The organism is Aeromonas sp. s13, assembly GCF_040907905.1.
GTDB lineage: Bacteria > Pseudomonadota > Gammaproteobacteria > Enterobacterales > Aeromonadaceae > Aeromonas > Aeromonas veronii.
Map to the genome: position 1 here is coordinate 23,032 of NZ_JBFOCS010000057.1, position 15,458 is coordinate 38,489.

Below are 15,458 nucleotides of genomic sequence, written 5' to 3' on the forward strand. Positions count from 1 at the left end.
ATGAAATACTCTTCCCAACACTTGGCAAAAGGGAGAGCCCACCATGTCACACCACCCTGTTTATCACTGGATCGCCCGCCTCTCCGGTACGCAGGTCCCTGCGGCCCCGGATGAGAAAAACCGGATCTTTCTGTTGCTGGATCCGCAGAATAGAGAGTGGTGGCTGGAAGTCGCTCCCGATGAGAGCGTGCTGCTCATCACCACTCCGATGACAGGCCAGCTGGATGCCAATCATCTGACCCCCGCCAACCTGCAACACTGGCTGAGCCTCAATAGCGAGGTCGCTCTGATGGGTGGCACCTGGCTCGGGTTGGATGGCGATATGCCAATCCTCACCCTCTACGCCCAGATTTTTCTCGCTCACTGCGATGAACTACTGCTCGACAACCTGATGGGTCAACTTGTCGGACTGGCTCATGACCTCACCCCCCGACTCTACGCAGCAGAGCTGTGAGCAAGGAGCTCATCATGAAGATCGACCACAGCGCCCCACTTGCAGCTATCGCAATGCCACCCAGCCACCAGAGCAATCCCGGCCATCGCCTGATTAACCTGTTTCGCAATCTGACCGCCCCCACCGCCGAACGGGCTGAACTGACACTTCCGCCCCCACCAGCCCTGACACCAGATAGCCAGCAGTTGCTGAACCATGAACTGCGCAAGGGGCTCTCGGGCTATCTGGCACAGCACCCCGAACAGCAAACCGCGCTGGATGAATTGCTGAGCGCTGGACAGATGCGCAATGAACTCGGCAAACCGACGCTGGCGAAAACCGATCCCATGGCCCACCTGGTCACCCTGCTCAACCAGCTAAAAAAACTGCCGGACGGCAAAACATTCATCCAGACCCTGGTCAAAGATCCCACCGGTGAGATCGGGCGCTATATCACTCTCAAGGGCGCCTTTGGCAGCAAATCCTGCCAGTTACGCAGCCAACCACTTCCATCGCGATCCTTGCGCGAACCCGAACTGCTGCAACTGGCGCAGGAGCTAAAACAGGTGCTGCAACACTATCTGGACGCCGACCCGGCCAAACGTGAGCGCCACACCGCCTATCTGCGAGGCTATCTGCAACAGCCCGAGATCGGCCGCTATCTTGGCTTGCTCGATACACCCAGGGGTGTACAGGTCAAGATCAACGCCCTTCCCTCCCGCAAGGAGGAGGCTGCACCCCTGATAAACCGTCTGCTGGCCTGTCATGGCCGTGGTGCGCTCTATCACGCCTTCGCCCAAGCGAGCGTGCGGGAAAGCATTCTGGGTCGTCACTTCAAACTCGAAGGGATACTGGAGTTCAACTTCACTGTACGGGCCACACCGCTACCGCCAGCAGCGCTTGCCACCCCCACTGCAGCACCAAGCGATGATCTGCCCAATCCAACGATCGAGCTGCAGAAGGAGGCCCAGCGAAGGCAGCAGGAGGCACAGGAACATCTCAAGCTGGAGCAGGAGATCACACGCCAACTGGCCAATCGCCCAGCCTGTCAGGCCCTGGCAAAACTGACCAGAGCAGCCGCCAACCTGCAAGCCGAACTGGATGGCCAGCATCTGCCCCCGGCAGTTCCGATCCCGGCAACCCGTGTCGATTTGGCAATCCTGGCCCGGTTATCCCTCCCCCAGGTGCGAGAGCTGGCACAGCAGCTCAAGGAGGAAAACAACCACTACCTGCAGCAAGTCGAGGCTAACACCCTGAATCTGCCGACCCACTCAGATGCAGATCGGTTTTCCTCCCATACCCTAGATATGTTGGGAGTCACGCTCACCCAGCCCTACTTCAAGGTGCTGGACGAGGGTATTCAGGCGCTACGGCAACCAGCTACCAGCCGTACCGCCCGCTTGCTTGGCTGGTTACTGCCATCCCAGGCCAGAATGCGCCAGCTCAAGCAAGAGCAGAGCATCGGCAGATTGCACGAACTGCGTCAGGTCATCTCCATGTTGCAGTTACAGGGCGGTAGCTGGCAGGGCTCCGACCGTTCGGGCTGGGCCAAACAGCTGCTGGCTCGCACGCTGGAGCAAGCCATGCCCACCCCATGGCAACTGGGGCCGTTTCGGATCAAGGCAGGGCTTCACCAGTGGCAGACCAGATTGAATGATTGGGGCATTCCGACCGCCAAAGGCTGATAGCAGGCCATCACCGCAGCTAATCCTGATCCGATCCAGTGACACAGGGTTAGTCTGCTCCACCTCCCCCATACAAACATGACGGAGAAAAAAGTTGCGAGTTACAACTTTTACGCTATTTTAGTTGTCATGCACAACTAAAAAGGAACCCACGATATGGATCCCCGTCCCCTGCGCGCCCTGTCGCGCGATCTGGTTCGCGAACTCGGCATGCTCTCCCAGCAGTGCGGCAATCTGGCCCTCACCCCCATCGAGGCTCACCTGCTGATCGAGCTGGAAAACGCCCCGGCCACCAATCAGCAGCTGGCAGAAAAGCTGCACATCGACAAATCCAACGCCAGCCGTCCGCTGGCCCGCCTCGCCGAGCGGGAGCTTATCAGCTGGCACCCGCACCCCTCCGACGGCCGCAGCAAGGAGGCCCGCCTCACCGTCAACGGTCAGGGGATGCTGCTGGAGTTGCACCGGGAGATGGACGGGGCGATGGAAGAGATGCTGGCGCAGTTGAGCCTGCTCGAGCGGGAGCAGCTGTGGCAAGGGTTGCGTCTCTATCGCAGCGCCCTCTCCCGCGCCCGTCGCCAGCGGGGTTACCAGATCCGCCCCATCACGGCGGCGGACAATGCCCAGATCGCCTTGGTGATCAGAGCCGTCTCGGCCGAATATGGCCTCACCGCCGACAAGGGGTATGGGGTCTCGGATCCCAATCTCGACACCCTCTCCCAGAGCTATCAGGGGGAGAAGAGCCGCTACTGGGTTATCGAAGGGCCGGACGGTTCCATCCTCGGCGGTGGTGGTATCGCGCCATTGGCGGGAGAAGAGGGAGTCTGCGAGCTGCAGAAGATGTACTTTATGCCCGCCCTGCGCGGACTGGGCCTTGGCAAACGGCTGGTATTGCAGGCGCTGGATGCAGCTCGTGGTTTGGGCTATCGCCGCTGCTATCTGGAGACCACAGAGGTACTGCGCGAGGCTACCAGCCTGTACGAATCACTGGGCTTTGAACACTTGCCCGGCCCCCTTGGTTGCACCGGCCACGGGGATTGCGAGATCTGCATGGTGCTGACACTGGGGTAGCCCCCCTCATCCCCAACCCTTCTCCCGCAAGGGGATAATGGGGCAAAAACACTTCTGCGATCTTTCAGGCTGACCTCTGATGGTTCCCTCTCCCTCTGGGAGAGGGCGAGGGTGAGGGCTGCTTGCGACTGGTATATGCTGAACCATTACCCCCTGCATCCCTCCTTAAACAGGCAAAACGGCACAAAACAAGAGACCCCGCCGAAGCGGGGTCTCTTTTATCTTGTCTGCCGAGCAGGCAAGCACTTATCAGTGCTCGCGAGTCTGGCGGAACTCAACGTCCGGGTGGCGCTCCTGTGCCAGGCGCAGGTTGACCATGGTCGGTGCGATATAGGTGAGGTTGTCACCGCCATCGAGAGCCAGGTTGACCTCGTTCTTGCGCTTGAACTCTTCGAACTTCTTGACGTCGGTCCCTTCCACCCAGCGGGCGGTGGAGACGTTGACCGCCTCGTAGATGGCCTCGACGTTGTACTCGCTCTTGAGGCGCGAAACCACCACGTCAAACTGCAGCACACCGACCGCACCGACGATGAGATCGTTGCTAATCAGCGGACGGAACACCTGTACCGCCCCCTCTTCGGAGAGCTGGACCAGCCCCTTGAGCAGCTGCTTCTGCTTGAGCGGATCGCGCAGACGGATGCGGCGGAACAGTTCCGGTGCAAAGTTCGGGATACCGGTGAACTTGAGATCTTCACCCTGGGTGAAGGTGTCGCCGATCTGGATGGTGCCGTGGTTGTGCAGACCGATGATGTCGCCAGCGAAGGCGTCTTCCGCCTGCTCCCGGTCACCGGCCATAAAGGTCACGGCGTCGGAGATGTTCACATCCTTGCCGATACGCACGTGGCGCATCTTCATGCCCTTGCTGTAAGTACCTGACACGATACGCATAAAAGCGATACGGTCACGGTGTTTCGGATCCATGTTTGCCTGGATCTTGAACACGAAGCCGGAGAACTTCTCCTCGGTCGCCACCACTTCGCGGCTCTCGGCCTTGCGTGGCATGGGAGACGGCGCCCAGTCAGTCAGGCCATCCAGCATGTGGTCGACACCGAAGTTACCGAGCGCGGTACCGAAGAAGACCGGGGTCATCTCGCCAGCGATAAAGGCATCGTGATCGAACTCGGGAGAGGCGCCCTGCACCAGCTCCAGCTCGTCACGCAGTTGCTGAGCCAGATCTTCGCCGACGGCGGCATCCAGATCCGGGTTGTTCAGCCCCTTGACCACCCGCTTCTCCTGGATGGTGTGGCCCTGACCGCTCTGATACAGATAGGTCTCATCCTTGTAGAGGTGATAGACCCCCTTGAAGGATTTACCGCAGCCGATAGGCCAGGTGATGGGGGCGCACATGATCTTCAGCTCGCGCTCCACCTCGTCCATCACTTCCATCGGATCGCGCACTTCGCGGTCCAGCTTGTTCATGAAGGTGAGGATGGGGGTATCACGCAGACGGGTCACTTCCATCAGCTTGCGGGTCCGGTCTTCAACACCCTTGGCGGCATCGATGACCATCAGGCAGCAGTCGACCGCGGTCAGGGTTCGGTAGGTATCTTCGGAGAAGTCCTCATGACCCGGGGTGTCAAGCAGGTTGACCAGACAGTCGGCATAGGGGAACTGCATCACCGAGGTAGTAATGGAGATACCACGCTGCTTCTCCATCTCCATCCAGTCGGATTTGGCATGCTGGCCCGAGCCACGGCCCTTGACGGTACCGGCGCGCTGAATGGCCTGTCCGAACAGCAGGACTTTTTCAGTGATGGTGGTTTTACCCGCATCCGGGTGCGAAATGATCGCAAAAGTGCGTCTCTTGGAGACTTCACTCAGAAATTCAGCTGACATAATTCAACGTTCTTCTATTGAGCGGTGGCATCAGCCACCGTGGGAATAAATCCGGAATGCCGCTCACGGCACATGTATACGCAACGAAAGCCACGCCAGCTGGCGACTTGCCAACCTGGTGGAGAGAGGGAGGAGGGTTGCGTTACATGGGTCTTATCGCCTGAGTCAAAGCAAAATTGCGCGACATTATACCCGCGCGAGTGAAAAATACCCAGCCTGACAAGAGATGATAATTTGGCCGCCCATCCGTTCCACAGGTTCCAACTGAACAGAAAATCAAACACTCCGAATCGGATGGCAGCATCCGGACCACGTGGACTTGGCCCCCTCCTCATGTCAGCAACAACCACTCTTGATAAATTTTCATACTTGGACTTTCCCTATCCAGCTACAAATATGTAAATCGTATCTACATAATGGAGAGGTCATTACATGAAACATTCCACCCTGCACAATCAACAGATCGTCATTATCGGTGGTACCTCGGGTCTTGGCCTGGCCACAGCCCAAGAGGCGATCGAGCAAGGTGCCAAGGTCATTATCGGCGGTTCCAGCCGTGAGCAGCTTGCCACTGCACTGGCTGAATTGGGCCCAAATGCCAGTGGCCATCAACTGGATATTCTCGACGTCGACTCCGTCAATCACTTTTTCAGCCAGCTGGATTCGCTGGACCATCTCGTCATCACCGCCGCCGTCATGCGACCAGGCAGCCTTCTCACCGCAGCCATCGAGGATTTGAAAATCAACATGGACAGCCGCTTCTGGGGAAGTGTTCATGCGATCCGCGCCGCAGCACCCAAACTGTCCGAACGCGGCTCCATCGTGCTCACGTCCGGGATGGTGACGCGCCGCCCACAACTAGGTAAGGCACTCCCTGCCGTTGCAGCTGGCGCGGTTGAAACGCTGGCTCATAGTCTGGTTACCGAGCTGACCCCCCGTCGGATCAACGTAATCAACCCGGGCCCCATGCGCACTCCCATGTTGCTTAAAGCGCTGGGCAATGACCCACAAAAAGTGGCTGCCGTGGCACAAAGCCTGCCGTTGAAACGCTTGGGAGAGGGAGAGGATTATGCGCAGGCCGCGCTATTCCTGATGAGCAATAACAACATGAATGGTGAGGTGCTTCACCTCAATGGCGGCAGCGCCTGGGCATAACGCCCTTCTGACGCTCTTCTGCGCTCGTGCTTGCCAATCTGTCATCGCAGACAAGAACGAGCGCAGGGGACGAGTGTCATCGCCGTATCAGTGTGCTCCCGAATAGCGATGACACCCTGGTGAATGACAATACCCAGCCCGTCAGTTATCTGTTTCCACCCGGTTGCGCCCCGCCTCTTTCGCACGATACAGCGCATTGTCGGCACGCTGGATCAAGGCCGCCAGATCCTGATCATCGTCTCGCAGAGAGGCACATCCGATACTGATGGTTACCGGGTACGACATGCCGGGCAGCGCCCGGTTGGCGACCGAGTGACGGATCCGCTCAGCCACCCGGCACGCCTCTTCAAGGCTGGTATCCGGCAGCAGGATCAAGAACTCCTCTCCGCCGGTACGCCCCAACTGATCCTGGTGTCGCAGCTGTCGATCTGCCGCCCGAGAGACCCATTGCAGCACCCTGTCTCCTTGATGATGTCCCAGGGTATCGTTGATCCGCTTGAAGTGATCGATATCGAACACCAGCAGACAAAATGGCGAGCCCTGCCTGCGAGCCAGCGCCAACATATCGCTGCCCTGCCGCAGCACCCGACGGCGGTTGTTGATGCCGGTCAGCTCATCGGTAAAGGCCAGACGACGCATCCGACGGTTGCGATCAAGCAGCCACCCCATCGTCAGCAGCGCCAGTACCCCGCAAAGCACCATCACCACCAGCAGCCAGAAGCGACGCTCCTTGACCTGCTCCAGCTCCTGCTGCTGCAGTCGCTGCTCGACTCGCAGTCGCTCGTTCTCCCCCTCCTGACGGGCCAATTCAAACTCGCCGCGAACCCAGGCCGTGCTCTGTTCCCGTAACAGCTGATCGAGCCGCTGCTCCTGCACCAGATGCTCCCGCAATGCGGCCAGTGCCGCCGGATAATCGCCTTGCAACTCGAGCGCCCGACTGCGTACCCAGTAGAGCTCGAGCAAAAAGCGTACGTGCCCTTCCACCTTCAAAATCGGCTCAATCTTCTCAAGCGCACGCAAGGCTGGCACAGGTTCCTGCTCTTCGACTCTCAACCTCGCCCGCACCAGCTCGAGATGCGCATGGAGGATGGGGTCAACATCGGGAGAGAGCACCTTCGCCGCTTGTGCCAACAAGCGTCCGGCATCAGCGGGGCGATCCAGCCCGAGCAGAGCCTCGGCCTGCATCACCATGCGTTCGGCATGCTCAATCAGATATTGAGGCTGATTATAAAAGGCCGCACTGCGTTCAAGCTCGCCCAGCGCATCCTGATAACGCCCGGTCTGCAGATAGACCATCGCCAGTTGATCACTTAGCCTTGCCGAGCCAAATCCATCGTGACTTCTGGCAAAATGCTCGCTCAACCGGTTGAGGGTGGCGAGCGCTTCGGCGTAGAGGCCCATACGACGAAATGTGGCTGCAATCTCGAGCTGCGCCTGGTGATACCAAGTGGGCAACCCCAGCTGCTCATAGATATTGTGCGCCTTGGTGAGATCCATCAGCCCCTGACCTGAGACCCCCTGAAACGACAGCATGGCCCCCCGGCGAGCCAGCGCCAGCGCCTCCAGCTTTGGCAAGGCGGCTTCTCTTGCCAGCCGCAGCCCCTCATCGTAATCGTGACGAGCCTTCGCTACCTCGCCGAGCAGCTGATTGAACCAGCCGCGGCAAATCGTCAGCTCCGCCACGGTGGCGTCATCACCCTGCTCGCGCGCAATGGCCAGCATCCGCTCCGCATTGGCGATGGCGGTACGGGACTCCTGCATGTCATCGGCCGATTGGGCCCAGCAAGCCAGACGACTGATCCGCATCTGCTGCGACCGCGGATAGGCGTTGCCGTCCCGCTGCAAACGGGCAACGCGTTCCCGCAACAACTCGATCGGCTGGTAGACCCGCTCCATCCCTCCCAGTTCATTTTCCAACTGCTCGGGGGACAAGGGGTTGGCTGCCAGCCCGAACACCGCCAGCAACAGCAGCAAGGCAAGTCGGCTCATACATACTCCGGATCAATGGGAAAGATCATCGGGCAAGCCGATGCCGGAAAATCACCATCTTTCCCCTGTAACAATGGTTGTAAAGGCTATCACCCGGACAGAGAGCCCGAATGGCAGGCTAGTCACATTTTACTGCGATATCATCGTGTTGGAATAAAAGCGGGGACGCACAGCGAAAAAGAGGAGGCGGGATAACAACCAAGAGGGGTTGCCCCCTCCCGGTCACTAGTGATGCTGCCAGCGCCGCAGCAGCCGGCCGCGCAGGCCACAATCGAGCAGCCAGCTGTTATCAAAGACCCGCAACAGCGCCTGCTTGGCGTGGCGGGACATGGCGACGGCGTGAAAACGGGTCTGGCGCTGGCGATAGCGGTTCATCTGATCGAGCAGGGGATGAGGCAGGCTCTGGGCGATAAAGTCGGAGATGACCAGCACATCCGCCTTGGCAAAGGCAGGATCATCGAGTTTGACCAGCGCTTTTTCCAGGCAGGGCACCAGATCGGTACCGCCGTGAAAACTCATGGAGAGGAAGCGTTCCGCCTTGTCCAGACCGGTATCTGCGGTGATCTCGAGGGTCGCCACCTCGGTGGAGAAGAGCATCAGGTAGCAGCCGCGCTTCTCATCCATCGCCACCTTGAGCAGCGCCAGAAACAGCGCCTTGGCACACTCCTCGGGATAGCCCCCCATGGAACCGGAGGTATCGACGCAGACGATAAAGGGGCCTCGCTGCTGCAACTGCTGCCCCCCCTGCTCCGGAGTGCGCAGCATGATGCGCTGGCGCGGCAAGGTGCCACGTGACTGGTAGCTGAGCAGGCGCCGCTCCAGATAGCGGCGATAGAACTCCAGCTCCAGCTCCGGCAGCCCCAGCATCACAGCTTCACTTGGCAGCAGCCGCATCAGATCGTTCGCCTGATGGATGCCCACCAGATCGTCCGGCACATCGTCGCTGGGGGCAGGCTCTAGCTCCAGCACCTGAACCGGCGGCACAGGTTGCTCCTGCGCCCGCCGATCCCGCTCGCTGCGCCCGAGCAGGCCGGCAATCTCCGCCAGCAAGGGCTCGCGCTGCAACATGCGGGCATACTGCTTGACCAGCACCAGACTGCGCTTGTGCCAGTGCCCCTGTGCCAGATCCCACAAACCACCGGCGGAGATCTGGTTGGGATCGAGGGCATCGGCCAGGGTGCGGCTCGCCAGCAGCTGATCTTCAATCTCCTGACGCTGCTTCTCCCGCTCCGCTTCGGCGATCTGCTGCTGCAGTTGCAGCAAGCTTCCCACCAGACTGGCGCGCCACTTGTCGATAAAGAGCTGGCGCAGCCCCTCGGTGGGGTGGGCCGTCAGCTGACGCACCAAGGATCGGGCCTCACCGGCGAAGGGGCTGTACTGCTCCAGCGACTCCAGTAGGCCGGGCAGGCGACCAATCAGCTCGGTCATCGGCAGTTGCCGGTGCGCCTGATAGAGCAAGTACTCCTGCTCCAACGCCACCGGCACCGGCTTGTGACGGATCTCCTCACCAAGCTGCTCGCCCCAACTCTGCAGGCGCTTTTTCAGCAGCTTGCCCTGTAGCGGGGAGCGTTTGATAAATTCGGAAATCTTGGGTGAGGCCGCCAGCAGCGCCACCACCTCTCCCGCCAGCTCACCCTCTCCCATGAGAAGGCCCAGATCCAGCATGCCGATCTCAAGCATGAGCGCTCCTTACTCGTCCAGCCTTGGCAACCGCTCGCGCCACTGGGTCAGCTCGCTACGCAGCAGTTCGAGATCCCGGTTCAGCACGAAGAAGCTGTCTTCCACCTGCTGCAGCCAGCGCTGGGCGATAAAGAGGTGTTGCTGGTGACGCTCGAACAGGCTGCGCTGCTGCTTGAGTATCTGCATCACCTTGCCGACCTGAACCAGCTGCTCGTCGAGTGACTGCAACCAGGGCGCCAGCACCACCTCGGGGATGGCGTTGCGCTCCATTAGCACCAACGGGATCTGCTGGCGCTGGATATCGAGCACCTGCAGCCGCAGCTCATCGTCCAGCACCAGCTCGTAATGCCCCTCTTTCGGGTTGCCGAACTCATAACCCACCAGCGCCTCACCGGTGGGATGCCAATGGGAGAGCAAGGTGCGATCGAACACCAGGGTGCTGGTGAGCCGTTCAGGATCGCCGCCATCCAGCGGCGCCGGGGTGAGCAGATGGAAGTGCACCTGCTTGCCAAAGGGTCTGGCATTGGCGAGCGGGATCTCGATACCCCGGGCCCGCCGGCCAAACCACTGCTTGCGTTGCCGGGCCTTTGTGCAAAGGCGTTGGGCCACGCTCTGTTTGAGCTGTTTGAACTGATCCCGCAGCGCCAGCAGCTGACGGGTCATCGCCAGTTGCTGATAGCCGTAAAGGCGGGAAAACTCGGTCATCATTTCCAGCAGGGCGGTGCGGGACTCTTCGTCATGCCAGAGACAATCCTTGAACAGCAGCAGATCTACCGGTGCGACCTCGTCACGACCATTGAAGAAGGCACTCGCCTTGATAAGCCGTACCGCCTTCTTCCAGCGGCGATCCGACACATAGCAGCGATGGGCCAGCTGGCTGTCGAGCTGCTGGCGCAGCTGATAGATAAGCTCGAAACAGGCATCCGGCAGACGCACCTGTTCAATCTGGTTCTGCCACTGTTCGTACTCATCCCCCCGGATCTGCAGGGATTCCGGCAAGTTCTGGTGGGCGTGGCCATCGCTGGCCAGCATGGATTGAAAGTTGGCTTTCTCCTGCACCCGGTCCATCCAGATCCGCACTAGCATCCGGTCATAGAGCGCCTCCAGCCCGCTGTCCTGCGCCGGCAGCTCGTTGGACGCGGTCACCAGCAAGCGCATCGGGATGGGGTGCTGGCTGTCGCCATTGCGAAACTGCCGCTCGTTGATGGCGGTGAGCAGGGTATTGAGGATGGCTGGACCTGCCTTCCAGATCTCGTCGAGAAACACTACTTCGGCCTCCGGCAGATAGCCTGTGGTGAGGCGCAGATATTTGCCATCCTCTTTCAGCGCCTGAATGGAGAGGGGACCGAACACCTCCTCCGGCGTACTGAAACGGGTCATCAGGTATTCAAAGTGGCGGGCGTCGTGAAAGGCCAGCTTGAGGCGGCGGGCAATCAGGCTCTTGGCAATACCGGGTGGCCCCAGCAAGAAGACACTCTCACCGCTGAGGGCCGCCAGCAGACCGAGGCGCAGGGCATCCTGCCGTTCGTAAAGTCCCTCACCGAGGGCGGCCAGCAGCCGGGGCAAGCGCTCCTGGATGGGAATAAGACGCGCAGGGTTCTGGGCTTGAGCTAAAGACGACATAGAGAGTGTTCCGAAGCTGGGATGATGTTAGCCCCAAGGCGCGATATCCATTTGCTCGACCTTGGGTTTTGTCTTGTTATGATGTTTATTCTGGTATCTCTTGCCGCACAATACCCGCCTCTGGCAGGAAAAAACGCAAAGGCAGTGCGATACCATATCGGCAGCGTGCTGCGCCCATGCATAGCCAGTGTCGTGATGAGCACCATGCCCGCATGCGCCAGATGATGCGTTGCAAAGGGTGCAGCAAAAGCGGTTCGAGTGTACCCTGCGCAACACAATTTTCCCCAATGCAGATCAAGAGTGAGTCGCCTCAAATGCAAGATCCCGTTCGTCAGAGCATGTTGGCCCGCATGGGCATTCAAAGCTGGCAACTGCGTCGTCCGGCATTGCTGGGCGCAGCACCCGCTCCCGAGCTTGAGCAAAACGCCACACTCCCGGGCCACACGGCACCGGCCACCCGCGCTCCGCTACCCAGCGGCAAACTCTGGCTGCTGGCGCCTCAGCTGCCTGCCACCACGCTGCTGGCGGATATCTGCCAGTTGCTCGGCATGACCCCCGACGAGGTCTCACTGCTCAGCGAGCTGCCGCCTGCCGATCTGCAAACGGCGGGCGCCTCCCCCCTGCTCTGGCTGACGGAGGCCAACCCCGAGCGGCCAAATGCGCTGATCTGCCCGCTCACCCCCAGCGCCGCCCAAAAGCGCGCCCTGTGGCAACAGCTGCGCCAGCACCTTGCGGCCAGCGCGGCGTGATCCTGCATCATGCCGCCAAGTCCCACTGTGATGCCGCTCTTTTTACCTGATTTTACAAATGCCGCCTCTGCAACCTCTGCTAACCCCAGTGCCCAACATCTTGCCATCCGGAGCCCCCATGCCTGAGTTTCGTCCCCTGCTCGAGAGCGATTTCGACCTTGTCTACCCCATCGAGCAAGCCGCTCACAAGGAGCCGTGGAGTGAGGCCAACCTGCTCTCCTGCTTCGGCCCTCGCTATCTCAACGGCTTGATGCTGGTCGATGGTCGCCCGGCGGGCTTCTATATCTCGGATCTGGTGGCCGGTGACAGCTCGCTGATGAACATCTGCGTGCATCCGGCGTTTCAGGGCAAGGGGTTGGGGCGGGCGCTGTTGCAGGCCTATCTGGCGCGCAGCAAGCAAGCCGGGGCAGAGGCCTGGTTTCTCGAGGTACGGGCCAGTAACCGGACCGCCATCAACCTCTACGAGAGCGCCGGTTTTGCCGAATATTGCCGCCGCGCCGACTACTACGGCACCGGCAACGACAGGGAAGATGCGGTGCTGATGTCGCGACTATTCGATTTCGGCTGATCCAGCCTGTTCGTCGCGCCCAAGCCTTTTGTCCCCCCTCAATCGAGGGGGGCGTTGTCCAGCGCGGGATCCTGCAAGGCCAGGGTGGTATGTACCACCGCCTCGAATCCGGCACCGGAGAGCGGCATATAGAAGCCACGCTGCCAGGTTTTTCCAGGCATCCAGATCTGGTCGATATCCACCACTATCTTGATGGGCCTGAGAGGCTGGCCCGGCTGCTGGATATAGATGCCGGGCGGCGTGGCGACTTTGGGAAAGCGGCGCAGGATCTGCTCGCTGCCATCCCCCTTGCCCGGGTTGAGCCGCACTTTCACCAACCGGGCAAGCGGGCCAGCCATCTCCTTGCTCTGCCAGAATTTCTTCTCCAGATCGCCGCAGCGGCGGCACTTGGGGGTCTCCAGCACATAGAGCAGCGGATAGCCCAACGCCAGCGCCTGTTGCTGCGCCTGCTGATACCCTTCGGCCCCCTGATACCAGGGATTGGCGGGCCCCTGTGATGACGTTCCGGCAAAGAACCAAAACGCAGCGCCCCCCAACACCATCAGCCCGACCGCGGCCAACGCCCCTTTCACCCACAGATTCATATCGTTAACCCTCTCTATGCCTCCTAGCAGTATCGGCCAGTCTGCGCAAAGGGAGAGCTATTTGCACTCTTTGTGATCCAAGACAAACGGCGAACACTTGTAAGCCATAATGTTGGAGTTTAAACTCTAGCCCGATTTTTAGTGCCCTCGCGGGCGTACAACTGTAATTAAAGGATGTTTAACTGATGCCGAAGCTTCATCTGGTTCGACTGATGCGTGAACGTATTGCCCAGCTTGGCAACAAGGCTGCCCTGCGGGTTCAGCAAGATGGCCAGTGGCGCGCCATCGGCTGGCGTACTCTGGGCCAGGCCATGGACTACTGCGCACAGGCGCTGATCCGGGCCGGCCACCAGCCAACCGAAATGGTCGGCATCTATGCCCGCAACATGCCGGAGTGGACCCAGGCCGATCTCGGCATCCTTGCCGCCCGCGGTGTCAGCGTCCCTATCTATCCCACCAGTACGCTCGATCAGCTGCGCTACATCGTCAAAGATGCCGGCATCAAGGTACTGTTCGTTGGCGAACAACCTCAGTTCGATCAGGCGCTGCAACTGATTGAAAGCGGCGAGATCCGCCAGCTCATCGCCCTCGACGGCAGCGTCAACCTGCGCGGCTGCGAGCAGGCGAGCCACTTCCAGACATTTCTGGTCTCCGGCAACCATCAGCCCAGCGAGCAGGAGCTGCGCGAGCGGGAAACCCAGTACCGGATGGATGATCTGCTGACCCTGATCTACACCTCAGGCACCACCGGCGAGCCCAAGGGGGTCATGCTCGACTTCAGCAACATCGCCGCCTGTTTCGAGATGCACAACAGCCGCCTCGACCTCAATCAGCAGGATGTGTCGCTCTGCATGCTGCCGCTCAGCCACGTGTTTGAGCGGGCTTGGAGCTACTACGTGCTCTATTGCGGCGCCGAGAACGTCTATATCCGCGATCCGCAGAAGGTGATGGATGTGATTGGCGAGGTGCAGCCGACCGTGATGTGCGCCGTGCCGCGCCTCTACGAGAAGGCCTATGCCATGATCCAGGCCAAAGTCGCTCAGGCTCCGGCTCTGCGCCGCGCCCTGTTTGGCTGGGCCACCAGGGTCGGCAAGCAGATGGTTGCCACCCGTCAGGCGGGCAAGTCCGCTTCCCCGCTGCTCTACGGCCAGCTCTGGCTCGCCGAGCGACTGGTGTTTCGCAAGCTGCGCGCCCGTTTTGGCGGTCGTACCCGCTTCCTGCCGGTGGCGGGCGCCCGTCTGGCCGACGATGTGAACCTCTTCTTCCAGGCGATGGGGCTCAACCTCAAGTACGGCTACGGCATGACCGAGACCACCGCCACCGTCTGCTGCTACGAAGACAGCCAGTTCAAGCTCGGCTCCATCGGCACGGCACTGAACGGCATCGAAGTGAAGCTGGGTGAGAACAACGAGCTGCTGGTGCGCTCCCCGACCGTGATGCGCGGCTACTACAACAAGCCGGACGCCACCGCAGAAGTGATGACCGAGGATGGCTTCCTGCGTACCGGCGATGCCGGTGAGCTCGACAGCCAAGGCAATATCTACTTCACCGAGCGCCTCAAGGAGCTGATGAAGACCTCCAACGGCAAGTACGTGGCTCCGCAACTGGTGGAAGGGACCATCGGCAAGGATCGCTTTATCGAGCAGATCGCCATCGTCGCCGATGCCCGCCACTTCGTCTCTGCGCTGATCGTCCCCTGCTTCGAGTCACTGGAGGAGTACGCCCGCTCCATCAACCTGCAGTACCAGTGCAAGACCGAGCTGCTGCGCCACTCCCGGGTGATGGAGTTCTTCGAAGCACGCATCGCCGACTTGCAAAAAGAGCTGGCCAAGTTCGAGCAGGTGAAGAAGTTCACCCTGCTGCCGAGCGCCTTCTCCATGGAGCTGGGTGAGCTGACCCCCACCATGAAGCTGCGCCGCAAGATCATCGAGGCCAAGTACCAGAGCGAAATCGAGGCCATGTATAACCACGTCTGATATCGCTCAGGTTCAGAGTGTCTAGTCCTGAAATAGGTTTACACATTTTCAACTAGCATTTCTCTACTCAGAACCCCCTATGTACTGCATCGGGGGTTCTGTATTTCAACGC

General features: G+C 60.2%; 12 protein-coding genes. 7 read left to right on the forward strand and 5 right to left on the reverse strand.

All coding sequences use genetic code 11. The annotated features are described in order from the left end of the window. Positions 1-43: 43 nt before the first annotated feature. From AB5Y82_RS10510 to AB5Y82_RS10520, 3 genes are all read left to right on the forward strand, one after another. Positions 44-454: a type III secretion system chaperone gene (locus AB5Y82_RS10510; RefSeq protein ID WP_159143031.1), complete on the forward strand. Its 411-nt coding sequence runs from the start codon at positions 44-46 to the stop codon at positions 452-454. Positions 455-468: 14 nt separating this feature from the next. After that, positions 469-2,118: a hypothetical protein gene (locus AB5Y82_RS10515; protein WP_159143030.1), complete on the forward strand. Its 1,650-nt coding sequence runs from the start codon at positions 469-471 to the stop codon at positions 2,116-2,118. 156 nt (positions 2,119-2,274) lie between these two features. Next, on the forward strand, positions 2,275-3,186 hold the full coding sequence (locus AB5Y82_RS10520) for a bifunctional helix-turn-helix transcriptional regulator/GNAT family N-acetyltransferase (RefSeq protein ID WP_159143029.1): 912 nt from the start codon (positions 2,275-2,277) through the stop codon (positions 3,184-3,186). Between the two features lie 249 nt (positions 3,187-3,435). Here the strand turns inward: AB5Y82_RS10520 and prfC are convergent, their stop codons facing one another. Continuing rightward, on the reverse strand, positions 3,436-5,025 hold the full coding sequence (prfC, locus tag AB5Y82_RS10525) for a peptide chain release factor 3 (RefSeq protein ID WP_085942998.1): 1,590 nt from the start codon (positions 5,023-5,025) through the stop codon (positions 3,436-3,438). 429 nt (positions 5,026-5,454) lie between these two features. On the opposite strand from prfC, the gene AB5Y82_RS10530 reads away from it, so the two are divergent. Continuing rightward, positions 5,455-6,177 carry an SDR family oxidoreductase gene (locus AB5Y82_RS10530; RefSeq protein ID WP_368173938.1) on the forward strand — a complete coding sequence of 241 codons (723 nt, stop codon included), beginning with the start codon at positions 5,455-5,457 and terminating at the stop codon, positions 6,175-6,177. Between the two features lie 141 nt (positions 6,178-6,318). On the opposite strand, the gene AB5Y82_RS10535 is transcribed toward AB5Y82_RS10530, so the two are convergent. The 3 genes from AB5Y82_RS10535 to AB5Y82_RS10545 all read right to left on the reverse strand — a co-directional run bounded on the left by AB5Y82_RS10535 (position 6,319) and on the right by AB5Y82_RS10545 (position 11,469). After that, positions 6,319-8,166 (reverse strand): diguanylate cyclase, encoded by a 1,848-nt coding sequence (locus AB5Y82_RS10535; protein ID WP_368173939.1) that lies wholly within the window; start codon positions 8,164-8,166, stop codon positions 6,319-6,321. Between the two features lie 225 nt (positions 8,167-8,391). Continuing rightward, entirely contained in the window at positions 8,392-9,846 is a 1,455-nt protein-coding gene (gene viaA, locus AB5Y82_RS10540; protein WP_213387699.1) for an ATPase RavA stimulator ViaA, read from the reverse strand. 9 nt (positions 9,847-9,855) lie between these two features. Beyond that, on the reverse strand, positions 9,856-11,469 hold the full coding sequence (locus AB5Y82_RS10545) for an ATPase RavA domain-containing protein (protein WP_368173940.1): 1,614 nt from the start codon (positions 11,467-11,469) through the stop codon (positions 9,856-9,858). 314 nt (positions 11,470-11,783) lie between these two features. Between AB5Y82_RS10545 and AB5Y82_RS10550 the strand changes: the two genes are divergently transcribed. Beyond that, positions 11,784-12,218 (forward strand): DNA polymerase III subunit psi, encoded by a 435-nt coding sequence (locus AB5Y82_RS10550; RefSeq protein WP_368173941.1) that lies wholly within the window; start codon positions 11,784-11,786, stop codon positions 12,216-12,218. 118 nt (positions 12,219-12,336) lie between these two features. Then, positions 12,337-12,786 carry a ribosomal protein S18-alanine N-acetyltransferase gene (rimI, locus tag AB5Y82_RS10555; RefSeq protein ID WP_149153611.1) on the forward strand — a complete coding sequence of 150 codons (450 nt, stop codon included), beginning with the start codon at positions 12,337-12,339 and terminating at the stop codon, positions 12,784-12,786. Positions 12,787-12,824: 38 nt separating this feature from the next. Here the strand turns inward: rimI and AB5Y82_RS10560 are convergent, their stop codons facing one another. After that, complete coding sequence (locus AB5Y82_RS10560) at positions 12,825-13,370, reverse strand: hypothetical protein (RefSeq protein ID WP_159143023.1); 546 nt, start codon at positions 13,368-13,370, stop codon at positions 12,825-12,827. Between the two features lie 185 nt (positions 13,371-13,555). On the opposite strand from AB5Y82_RS10560, the gene AB5Y82_RS10565 reads away from it, so the two are divergent. Then, positions 13,556-15,346, forward strand: a complete 1,791-nt coding sequence (locus AB5Y82_RS10565) for a long-chain fatty acid--CoA ligase (protein WP_139747090.1) — start codon at positions 13,556-13,558, stop codon at positions 15,344-15,346. Positions 15,347-15,458 lie beyond the last annotated feature (112 nt).